Origin of the sequence: Halorhabdus rudnickae (assembly GCF_900880625.1) — an archaeon.
Taxonomy (GTDB): domain Archaea; phylum Halobacteriota; class Halobacteria; order Halobacteriales; family Haloarculaceae; genus Halorhabdus; species Halorhabdus rudnickae.
In genome coordinates this window covers 1-10,823 of the sequence record NZ_CAAHFB010000003.1, presented here as the reverse complement: position 1 = coordinate 10,823, position 10,823 = coordinate 1, and the positions used below count along the sequence as shown (strand labels likewise).

12 protein-coding genes and 1 pseudogene are annotated in these 10,823 nt (G+C 58.8%); 5 read left to right on the top strand and 8 right to left on the bottom strand.

What is annotated here, in order from left to right:
* The 6 genes and pseudogenes from BN2694_RS12200 to BN2694_RS12175 all read right to left on the bottom strand — a co-directional run.
* Window positions 1-777: pseudogene (locus BN2694_RS12200) on the bottom strand (hypothetical protein); the annotation flags it as partial.
* Window positions 774-2,465, bottom strand: coding sequence for a hypothetical protein (locus tag BN2694_RS12195; RefSeq protein ID WP_167880028.1), 1,692 nt, complete (start codon window positions 2,463-2,465; stop codon window positions 774-776). The gene BN2694_RS12195 and the pseudogene BN2694_RS12200, both read right to left, overlap by 4 nt.
* Window positions 2,455-2,865, bottom strand: a complete 411-nt coding sequence (locus BN2694_RS12190) for a hypothetical protein (RefSeq protein WP_135665891.1) — start codon at window positions 2,863-2,865, stop codon at window positions 2,455-2,457. Before BN2694_RS12190 ends, BN2694_RS12195 begins: the two co-directional genes overlap by 11 nt.
* A gap of 167 nt (window positions 2,866-3,032) precedes the next feature.
* Complete coding sequence (locus BN2694_RS12185; RefSeq protein WP_135665888.1) at window positions 3,033-3,539, bottom strand: PIN domain-containing protein; 507 nt, start codon at window positions 3,537-3,539, stop codon at window positions 3,033-3,035.
* Window positions 3,536-3,862 (bottom strand): UPF0175 family protein, encoded by a 327-nt coding sequence (locus BN2694_RS12180; RefSeq protein WP_135665886.1) that lies wholly within the window; start codon window positions 3,860-3,862, stop codon window positions 3,536-3,538. Before BN2694_RS12180 ends, BN2694_RS12185 begins: the two co-directional genes overlap by 4 nt.
* A gap of 311 nt (window positions 3,863-4,173) precedes the next feature.
* Window positions 4,174-4,356: a hypothetical protein gene (locus BN2694_RS12175; protein WP_135665884.1), complete on the bottom strand. Its 183-nt coding sequence runs from the start codon at window positions 4,354-4,356 to the stop codon at window positions 4,174-4,176.
* A gap of 167 nt (window positions 4,357-4,523) precedes the next feature.
* Between BN2694_RS12175 and BN2694_RS12170 the strand changes: the two genes are divergently transcribed.
* From BN2694_RS12170 to BN2694_RS12155, 4 genes are all read left to right on the top strand, one after another.
* Window positions 4,524-5,057, top strand: coding sequence for a hypothetical protein (locus BN2694_RS12170; protein WP_135665882.1), 534 nt, complete (start codon window positions 4,524-4,526; stop codon window positions 5,055-5,057).
* A gap of 435 nt (window positions 5,058-5,492) precedes the next feature.
* Complete coding sequence (locus BN2694_RS12165; protein WP_244605448.1) at window positions 5,493-6,749, top strand: hypothetical protein; 1,257 nt, start codon at window positions 5,493-5,495, stop codon at window positions 6,747-6,749.
* Window positions 6,749-6,988: a hypothetical protein gene (locus tag BN2694_RS12160; protein ID WP_135665880.1), complete on the top strand. Its 240-nt coding sequence runs from the start codon at window positions 6,749-6,751 to the stop codon at window positions 6,986-6,988. The genes BN2694_RS12165 and BN2694_RS12160 overlap by 1 nt, the downstream gene beginning before the upstream one ends.
* Before the next feature lie 15 nt (window positions 6,989-7,003).
* Window positions 7,004-7,330, top strand: coding sequence for a hypothetical protein (locus BN2694_RS12155; RefSeq protein WP_135665878.1), 327 nt, complete (start codon window positions 7,004-7,006; stop codon window positions 7,328-7,330).
* 20 nt (window positions 7,331-7,350) lie between these two features.
* Here BN2694_RS12155 and BN2694_RS12150 read toward each other — a convergent pair whose 3' ends face one another.
* Complete coding sequence (locus BN2694_RS12150; RefSeq protein ID WP_135665876.1) at window positions 7,351-8,727, bottom strand: hypothetical protein; 1,377 nt, start codon at window positions 8,725-8,727, stop codon at window positions 7,351-7,353.
* Between the two features lie 111 nt (window positions 8,728-8,838).
* Window positions 8,839-9,336, bottom strand: coding sequence for a M48 family metallopeptidase (locus BN2694_RS12145; RefSeq protein ID WP_135665874.1), 498 nt, complete (start codon window positions 9,334-9,336; stop codon window positions 8,839-8,841).
* 76 nt (window positions 9,337-9,412) lie between these two features.
* On the opposite strand from BN2694_RS12145, the gene BN2694_RS12140 reads away from it, so the two are divergent.
* Window positions 9,413-10,753, top strand: coding sequence for an ISH6 family transposase (locus BN2694_RS12140; RefSeq protein ID WP_135665872.1), 1,341 nt, complete (start codon window positions 9,413-9,415; stop codon window positions 10,751-10,753).
* Window positions 10,754-10,823 lie beyond the last annotated feature (70 nt).

Here is a 10,823-nt window from a genome sequence, read left to right as displayed (position 1 = left end):
GTAGAATCCCGCGAGCTTCTTCATGAACCGCGAGACCAGCGTGAACGGCCCGACGCCAGGCACCCAGAGGACGATCAGGATCGGCATCAGCAGGACGAACAGGTACAGCACCAGCTGTCGAATCAGGTAGATCAGCCCGATGATGACGAAGAGGGCGAGATCGACCGACAGCGAGATGACCAGCCCGATGACGCCGATGGCCGCGAAGGACGCGGTCTCGAACAGCGCGATCTCCTCGAGTGAGGGCAGCAGGAACTTCGCCAGCGCGTCCATAAATCGCAGGGACAGCGCCGCCAGCCACCACCACGAGAGGATCCCGATCAGTCCGGAGAAGGCGCGCTTCTTGAGCTTCGAGCGGTGGTAGTTGCTGAACAGGTGGCTCGTCGATTCCAGCAGGATGACCACGCCGATCGCAAGCCCCCACAGCGACAGCGAGAGCGGGACGATCGTTTCCCAGTAGTAGCCGTGGACGGCCGGCCACGGGCCGTTCGTGGGCGCCGCGAACACGGCGTCGGGGTGGGGCGTCTGGACGACGACCTCCAGCAGGGCGTCGCCGTGGGCCTCGATCGCGCCCTCGATCGGACTGAACAGCACCCGCAGGAGTTCCTGGATCGCGCCGGCGATGATGTCGCCGAGGCCGTCGAGCAGGCCCATGCGCCGGACGTCGGCCTGGCGACCGGACCCGCCGAGGACACCGATCAGCGCCAGGACACCGAGAGCGGGCCGCAGGTCCACCGCCCGGTCGCGACCGCTGTCGTCGGTCCGCGTCCGGGTCACAGTCCCCTCCATGGCGGCCAGAGTTGCCAGGTCGTGATCCGGTCGATCAGGTACGCCGCCAGCAGGAACAGGCCCACCGGAACCGCGAACCGGAAAACGTTCGCAAGCACCTGCAAGGACGGGCCGCCGAGGCTGAGCGTCACGCTATCCTCGACGTAGCCTCGGTCGTGGTGCCACCAGTCGCCGGGTTCGTATCGCGCCGAGACGAACGTTCCAGTATCGTCGAACGTGACCAGCGCGGTGCCGTCGTCGGTGGTGTTGACCCGCTCGCCGTCGATCACGACGAAGCCGTCCCGATCGGCGGTGTCGATGGGCGCGCCCGTCGCCGCGTCACGCAGGCGGACCTCGATCCTGGTCGTCGAGTCGGAATCGTTGCGGACCGCGAGCGTCAAATTGCTCCGGTGAATCGGAACGGTGTCGAAATCCGTGGTATCCACCGTCGTCGAACGCCCGCGAATGAATCCTCGGGCGCGGATCTCCGAAACCTGCTCGGGAAAGCGTGTGACGATGGTTCGGCTGCCCATGTAGGTGCCGTTCGGGACACCCAACTCGACGTTCTCGGGAAGCGTCGGCGCCTCGTAACGCTGGCCGTCCGTGGCGAGAACGCGAGTGGTCGGCTCCGCGGCCGACGCGCCCGTCGCCATCGGGAACGCGTTGACCTGCAACGGGTGCAGCGGCGAGTGCCGTTGCGTGGATTCGTTCTGCTGTGCGTAAACGAGGGTGTCCCACGACGGATCGCGCGCCGAGTAGAGTCGCCAGGTCCCCGTTACGTTCCCCTGGTCCGTGCTGTATCCCAGCCAGGGCCGGTTCGCTGTCACCGCGAGCGCACTGCTCCCGTCCGGATATTCGGCGCGCTTCCCGGTGATCTGGAGATCCTCCACGACGACGCGGCGGTCGTCCTCGACCGTGACCGTCTCCGTCGGATAGGTGTAGTTGTGATCGACGTCGGTCTGACAGCGCGTCGTAGTGCCGTTCTCCCAGCAGTCGGTCTCCTCCGTGCGGACGTGCTTTTCGAGGCGGACGAACACTTCCGTCTCGACCGCAATGCGATGAGACCCTCCAGCGAGGTCGTCGAACGCGAAGCGCGGCGTGTGGCTCCCGCCGTCACTCGCGACGGTTTCGCCGTCGATCGTAAACCGAGTCTCTTCGATCCGATGCTCTTCGAGTGACCAGTAGACCTGCCGGTCGCCCGTGGTGTCGTCTTCGGGAACGCGCACGCGATAGTCGGTGGTCGCGAGCACCTCGCCCGATCGCCCGACATACAGCGGTTGCCGGGAAGCCGACAGTCGGAGCATCGTCGAGGGCTGGATGGCGAACAGCGTTGCGTGGGCGTCCTTCACGAACTCGCCATCGCTCGTATCGGTGTGGCTAGGCTGGATCGAGACGCTCCGGTTCGTCTCGGGGAACTCTCCGAAATCACCCTCGTTCCAGCGCTCGACGTCACGGGGCGGCGCGTTCAGCGGTAGGTCGGTCCCGTTGGCGAGTTGTCGGAGCGCAACGTCCTGCCCGCCATCCTCCACGGTCTGGACGGTGCCATCCTCGTCGCCGGACCACAGGATCGGAAAGCGCGTCTCGTTGACGCCGTGGTCGGGCTCAGAGGGCGGATCGGCCAGCGCCGACCCCGCCAGCGTAGTCAGCGCTACGAGGGCGAGCATAGCGAGGAGCCCTGCTCGGCGCTCAGAACGCACACGCGCTCCCTCCGGCGACGACGTTGTTCAGGATGAACGTGATGATCTCGGTCCCGAGCGGCGCGACGATGACGCCCCAGAGCAGGCCCTGATTCCGGATGCCCTTCATCTCCTTCTTCCAGTCCGATCGGCGGACGAAGGGCAGGGCGACCGTCGCGCCGAGCGCGAGGACGCCACCGAGCATCGGCCCGCCGAACTGGATCAGCGTGAAGACGTTCTGGATCGTGTCTGCCATCGGCGTGTTGCAAAAGGCCTGGCCGGACCCCTGAGCGGCCGCTGGTTCGGCCAGCACGAACAGTGCGATGGCGGCAATCACCAGGCGCCGCAGCGGGAGATGGCGGACGAGTCGGTCGGTCATCGAGAGCGATGCCTCTGTCGAAGCGTGCGTGTCGTCGGTCATCGGTGGATCAGTCGTCTCCTTGCACGTCGGCGAGCGGGGCCCGCCGCACGGTGCACTCGGGACTGAGAACGGGATGACCGTAAGCGAGCGCGGGGTAATTCCGGAAGTTCACGAAACGGCTCGCTGAGGGAGCGACTGCGGACGTCACAGCGTGTTGCCGTCGATCGTTATCCGTCCAGAAAGGTCTCGATGTCCCGGGCAGGCGCTCGAAACCCCGCCTCGTCGATCCACCGCTTCAGGTATCTGTCGGCGTCTTCGACCGACATGACGTCGTCCTCGACGAACCGGACGAGCACTCCGATCGAGCCGGTCAGCGGAACGTCTCGATTGCGAGCGATCGATCGGGCGTCGCCGTCGTCGGTCACGATCGTACCGTTTCGGACGTCAGCGACGGCCAGCGCTTGCGCCTCTCCGGGATCGAGCCGTTTCAGGAGATGTTGTTCTACCTCTTGGGCGGCGGGTGACGGCGTGATCACTGGAATGTCATCATCGAGGGTGACGACGGCACGCTCGAGATAGGAATGGGTCTCGATACCCGCGGCGAGTTCTGTTCGGACGGCCTCGACGGTGGCCAGCCGGGGCAAATCGTCCAAGAGCTCGACCCGGTTGACGTGCGCGAAGTTCGATAACACGGACGTGTCGAGGACTGTCGGTCGATCGGGCGACCCCGTCATTCGAGATTGCGGGCGGTCTCGATTTCGTCGCGTGCATCGGCCATGTCTTCCGGGCCGACGCGGAGGTCGACACCCTCCTCCCGCAAGCGATCGCGCATTTCGAAGCGATTGCAATCGGCCAACCGCGCTGCCGTCCCGAGTGTGACGTCACCACGCTCGTACAGCGCGATCGCTGCTGCGACGCGTTCGTTCGGATGTTCTTCGAAGTATTCCCGAAGGACGTGCCGGATCGCGTCGCTCTTGTTCTCGAAGACGCCGGCGTCGACGGCCCCCTCCATCAGGTCGGTGAGGTCGTCGGGGATCGTGGCAGTCGTCCGGGACATCGGTGTACCTGAGAATTGGTGTTCATACATTATATGAATTTCGCCAGTTCGCCATTCCAACCATGAGGATTCGAGACTCAGGCGTGATCACTACTGAATGGCGTATCCAGCCTTACGCAGGGCCGATCAACTCCGGATCCACGCTACACCCACACTCCTGCACTTCGCGCGCGACGAGCGTACTGATCGAAACCAACGTGACGGGTTCCCCACAGTGAGGACAGTGGGCCGTCACACCCGACACTCCCCGCTCACGGGCGTCGATTTCAAGTAAATACAACCCCTCTTATAGTGGGATTGTGTAATATTTGTTACAAGCCAAGGGCCGGCTTTGACGTCACATAGACGATGTTCTCACCGCTGTCGTAATGGTGGTGCCACCCCTCTCCATCTTCCCCCACGTAAGTATACCGTCCGTCTGGCAGGACGATATCTACACTCCCCTCTCCCTCCTGAATCGGGCTGTCTCCCTCCGTGGTTTCGCTGGCCGCCATCGTAGTTCCTCCTATACACCCATAAGAGCGCTTTTGTCATAAAGATTTCGCGAGTAATTAGGTTTTACAGATGGATCCGATTTAGTATGTGTATACCAAACCTAAACACTACCGAAACACTTATTATATACTCGCTCTATGGATTAGATGCGTAAGGAGGTCACACGATGGGACATACTCACCACAGCTACGACGAATTTGGTGACGATCTGGTCCGACCGTTGTACGGCTACGTGACTGATTTCAAAGAGGGGAAGGTCCCTAACTGGGTCAAGAACCCATCCATCTCACAGTCTGAGGCCGAGCGATTGCTCGGGCTCGGTCGCGTCGATGGGAAGATTCCACGCTCGGAGCTACCGTCCGGGATGAGGCGTGATAGTGGCGGGCGTGGACCGACTCGATACAATGTTGCTCCGAGTACGTATCTCGAGCTCCACCGCGAGCGGATCCAAGAAGCCGACGAGAAGCGGCGATTCAGAAGGGTCCGTTTCGACCTCCGAACGCGGCAGAAAAGCTATTCCCGCAAACAGACGGTCCCCTCTGAGATTAGCGATCGGCTGTCTGAGATCATGGATACCTCCTACTGGAACAGGAAAGTGGACGGCTACCATACTAGCTTCCGGAAGTGGACACTGACCTACGAGATCGGTCGACGTGGCGGGGTTCAAGACGTGCATATTGAAGCTGACCTGAACCACTAACTCCGCAGAATATACTATTTTAACCCGTAAAAATTAAGATTGATCCGTACCAATGAGGTGGTACACGGGGGTCACAAGATGGGTTACATCAGTAATCCGGACGAACAGCTATCAACAAGCAGAGTGAATGGCCTGACTATCATGGAGCGGCAGGAGATCAAATCCGCTTGCAGACATAGTTCACATTTTTATACCCCCAGGGGATTACAATGAGATGGGACGGACCTAGTTGCCATCGTAGTGACCTCCTAACACAACGCTGACAACTCCTGTCCGTCCCTTTCATGCTCGTAACTCCCTTGAGGAGCCCCTTCGCCCGCGTTTTCGAACTTCACAGACACAAACAGTATTCTTTTCATCAGTTTCATACTCATTGATATCCTCCACCGTGAGAGATGCGATTCTCCCCTTCCAAATCCCCGTAAGTATTTCTAGGTGGGGAAACACGTCCCGATAACGGAGTATGGATTCGTGAGCTCGAATCCAACCGATCCCGACCGGGGGCAGGGGAAGGGGCGCAGCCGGAATGAAGGAGAAGACCCGTCCGAGGAGTTTGAAGACTCGGCCGATAGCGAGCAGGCGGACGACGCCCAACAACTCCTTGACGAAATAGAAGAGGACCTCGATAATGATGTTCCTGAAAGCGGTGATACCGAGAGTGAAGGGGGTGCTGGTGGATCGACTGTAGACGCTCCGCTGGGTGAGTTTGGCGGCGAATCAGACGGGTCCGAAGATGGAGATAGCCAAGAGCAGGATACCGGTTACGAGCACATCGACGACAACCCGACAGGGATCACGCTCTCTCGTCAGGAGTTACGAAACCGCGAAGTAGCCGAAGAAGTGGCGGACGCGATCGATGAAGAGGCATGGTTGAGTGATGTCTCGGAAGAATATCCCGACCAGATCCAGTCGCTTGCTGAGGAAGGACTTACTCCTAATGCCCCGGATCACGTGAATATTGAGTCTGGTGAGGAATTCGAACCACTCGCCCTCAGTGAAGATCGGGAGACGGGGGCCAGCGACACGTCTATGTGGGTCGTCACAGACGGCGACGGCAACGAAATGTACGTCACGCTGGATAATTCGTCAGCGATGGGGCAGCCAATGGCCTCAACGGCGATGGTCAACTCGTTCAGAAACGCGCTTTCGGACGAGGCCCGGGATGACGTGAATTTCCCGGATATGGCCATCGATAACGAGCGAGAGGCTGCTGTCGTTGCATCAGTCGGTGCCGAGGACTCGTCGTCGACGAACAAGTATCGGCCCCGAACAGTTGATACCGAGTTCAAGAAGGATGATTACCTGTCTGCCGCCGCCTCGAAGCTTGTTCTTGGCGATACGGATCTTGGAGGTAACGTCGTGACGTCCAAGGAGGGCAGATTCCACCCAATCGACTACGATCTGGCCGGGTCAAGACTCCAGTCACGAGATGAATCTGTCCGGGAAGATACCGACCGTCACGAAGGCCAAAACTCGGTATGGGACAGTGCTCAGTCGAAGGCCTCACGGAGTACTCGGAGGTTCGATTTCGAGGTAGAAGCCGACGAGCTTCGATCGAAGGCGCGCGAGATCGCCCAGGAGACGGACGTCGACAAGCTTGAACAGAACCTTTCTGAAAGTCCGCATATAAGTAGCAAGAAGAAAGAAAATGTGTTAAGCAATATTCGCGATCTACGGGAGGGTGAACTCTAATGGCTGTCATCATCAGTGCTCAGGAACAGGGGGAATCGAGCGACCTCGTAGAACAGGGTGTCGTGATCGATGGCGAGTACTACGGAAACGAGGATGGAGAGACGATGCTCCCTATTGTCGACCTTGACGAGATTGATGAAAAACGACTGGCCGCATCACTGAACAGTCATTACGTCAAGGCCACTATAATCCCAGACGAGGAAGTCGACATTGAGAAGTTCCGGCAGATGTCCTCTTAGGATAGATCTATTGAGATGTCTTCCAACGACGACACTTCCGATACCGATGTCATCGAACCGGACGAGATCACATTCCAGGATGTCCACGAGGGACTCGTGGGACCAGTCCTCGGCCCGGTTGTGGTTCCGGACGAAAGCGTCCATACGGACGAGGTTACACCCCAGGCGTTCGAGTCGGAAGCAGCGGTCAGGAAATGGGCGCATGAGAGCGCCCAGGATGTTGAGGAAGTCCGTAGTGGGGAAGCCCACCCATTCGTTACTATTCAACCCGTCAAAACGGGATGGATCGCGACCGTCTACTTACTCGAAGGTATCGAGCGGCTGGATGACGAAATGCGGTGAAGAAGTACCAAGACCCACCGTCACGTCGCCGCCCACTCGTCGATCGTTTTGATGCACTCGCTCTCTGAGTCTGTTTTAGGTTCGATCACTTCGTCGAACGTCCGATCGGAGCACAACGGCGAGATCATGTAGGCGAACTGGACCGCGATTGACCCCGAGTACTGAGCTCGGACTGTCGAGATATCGTCCCCGAATGGGAGGAGGTGCTTGTTCTGGGTCCACGAGGCGTCGGGGATTTTGTTCGACGCAGGGGCCTTCTCTGGAGTCGAGTTATCCAGCGAGTCGATCAGGTTCGGGTTATCGCGGAGCTCTTTCAGAAGCTCCGGCTCAGTCCCCGGCGCGAGCGCGTGGATCTTCATATCGTCGCCGACGTATTTGCGGACGGCATGGAGCATTTCGATCCGTCGGTCCACGCTTTCTACCCGCTTGAGGCTCCCCAGGGCGATGTATCGGACTTCATCTAGCCACCCTTTCTCTTCGGCTACTTCGAGAAAGTCGAGGTAAGGGTGCTGAATGGGAAGAATCGTCTTGTCGAGAATCTCCAGGTCACGGGCCCGGTCCATGAACCGCTCGATCCCTTCGACCGCAGCTTCGAACTGGGAGTCGATGCCGTCGTCCTCAACAGTAGGCATGTCAGGGTTGTGCCCCTTGTTCGACGGATCTTCCATCCCAGTCACGTCCGTTGCGAACACGTAATCGGCATCCATCTTGGCGGCGGCCTCGAGAACGTCTTCAGGCGAGCCCCACCGGTTGAATCCCGAATCTACGATCAGCGTTTCACAGGAATCCCGCACAGCAGGGCGATTAGCCTCGTAGTACGAGATAATCTTCCACCGCCACCCCCACCGCGGATTTACCGACGAACAGTAGACGTCGATGGGCGTGGCGTCGGCGATTTCCTCCTTCTCCTGAATCTCCCGTTCGTAGTACTTCGGGATACGCTTCGCGAACGTCCGCGTGTGCTCGAAACGAGGAATCGGATCGAGATCCTCTATGTTGACGAGCGTCGGTGTCTCGAATGGCGACTCTTGAATGACGGCCTCGCCTTCGAACGGAGGTGGCGTTTCACAGCCCTCCAGGACGGCTTCCGAAGGGTGTGCTTCGTGGACGATCACCTTCTCGCCATTGAATTTTGCTCCCCGTTCTTCGAGCTCAGTATAGGGATCTTCCAACTCGAAGGTTGCCCGACGCCTTACGCTGTCAGGATGGGGACGGGCCCACGGGTTTGAACGACTCAGAGGGTGTTTGCGGAAATCGGAGACGGGGATCAGACCGCAGTCGCGAAATTCGGGGAGATACTCTTCTTCTGAACCGGGTTCCGCGTAGTACTCGTCACGTCCGAGATGAGTCGAAGAACCATTGGAACCCTCGCCTGAATGAATCTCACTCTGGACCATCGTGTGACCTCCTTATCTGGATTATAGAGCGGGAATATTATAAACCCTTCGGTAGTTATTGGGTTTGTATGGCGGAGATAGAACGACCAATTCACCGTTCAACGCAGCGGATCACTCCCCAATTTGGAATGGGAAAGCAGATAGCCCGTTTCCGTCTTTGAACCTTTCAATATTCGCAATCCGCTGGTCGGCAGTCGGATGTGTCGAGAATAACTGATTCAGATCATCTCGTAGGTGTTTTGGTAGGATATTCTCAAATAGACTGAGCGATGACGCGCGGTCCTCCACATCTGCTTCTCTCAGGCTCCGTAGTTGCTCAATCACCTGGTCGGGGTCGTCGAGATAGCGGGCGGCGAATTCATCAGCACGATATTCCAGATAGCGACTCACCCCGAGGGACAGAAACCAACTGGTGAGAGCTATAACAAACACTCCTGCCGCTGTGAGAGGCTCTCCAGCCAGCATAAACCGCCCGGTTAGAAACATGGAGAAGAGAACCGTTGTTCCCGTAATCAGTAGGTAGATGTTATGGTGTTCTGCTGCGTGCCCGAGCTCGTGAGCCGAAACTACCTCGATGTCGTCCTCATCAAAAACTTGGTCGTGTCGCAAAGTCCTCTAGAGTTCAGTAGCAACTGGCTCCCGTGAGGAACGGGTCGCCTCTGGTGTCCAACCTGAGAGGTGACCCATGCACGCCACAATCGACGTGCGGTTGACTGTTAGCATCGACGACGACAAAACGATACCGCTGGCCGCGCTGGCTGAGTTCATCACTGACCAGAACGTCGAGTCAGTTCTTCTCGAAGGACTGGTCGAGAGCCTCGACGCGAGCCGCGTCGAGGCGCTCTGTGGCGAGAAACACGCTCACGGCAATGGTGATCAGCGATTCCAACGAGCTGGAACCGATACTCGCACAGCTGTCACAACCGCCGGTGAGCACGAGTTTTCTCTCCACTACGTCGAGGATACCGACGCTGACCACGACGAAGCCAGCTACTTCCGGCCCGTTGAAGATGTTCTCAGCTTCGACGGGCAAAACCGCTATCAGCAGGACATAGCCGCCAAGAGTGTCGATCTCGCTACCTCGCTCAGCTATCGTGATGCTGCTGACCACGGCGACGGCATCCTCTCGGAGATGCCGTCGCCGACCACTATCAACCGCCGCGCGAGAAAGTACGGCAGTAAGCTCAAGCAGTTCCTTCCCGACTGTGTCGCTGATACAGACGCTGATGCGGTTATTCCTGACGGCACGAAGTGTCACAGTCAAGACGACGACCGTTCGTACCACTCCGTCCAAGCCACGCTCGGCGAAGATACTGCAGAGGAGTCACGCTCCTTGCTGGATCTTTCGGTGAACGCTGATTGGGACGAGACAGCAGCTGACCTCAATGAGATCGACGCAGTCACTGACGACGCGACAGTCGTCAGTGACGCTGATGACGGCATCGTTACGGCCTTTACCGACGAATACAGCGATCACCAACTCGATCTTGTCCACGTCGGCCGAACGCTGGACTACAACCTCTGGGACGATGGCGTGTTCTCCTTGGATCGACGGAACGAGATCGTCTCGGAGGTGATCGATGAGGTGTTCCATCTGAAAAATTCGGTCGCCAAGCACCGTTCAGACGAGGAGTTCGCGGCGATCCGCTCGCGGATCGCGCGAACGACCGAGCGTATCGAGAAGACAGCGTGGCAGTTGGATCAGTACGGGTCAGAGAAGGCTGCGGGGTATCTACGGCGGTGGCTGCCGTCGATTGTGACGTTTGCCGAGCAGGCTGTCGAGGGGTTCGAGGTGCCGTGGACCTCGAACCCCGTCGAACGGCTGATGGGAGAAGTCAGCAAGCGCTGCAAGAACCAGTGGATGCGCTGGACAACGGAGGGATTAGAGGCGATACTCCAGCTTCGGCTGGTGAAGTACGCCGATCCAGAGTACTACCAGTCGTTCCTTGACGAACTGCTCCAGCGATCGACCAAAACAGCAATGAGCTGTGACCTCTCAATTGAGAGCACCAGAGGCAAACTCTAGATCGCTTTGCGACGCGACCAAATCATTACTTCGTCCACTCTGCAGCGGAGTTCGAGCAGCGACTTGACGA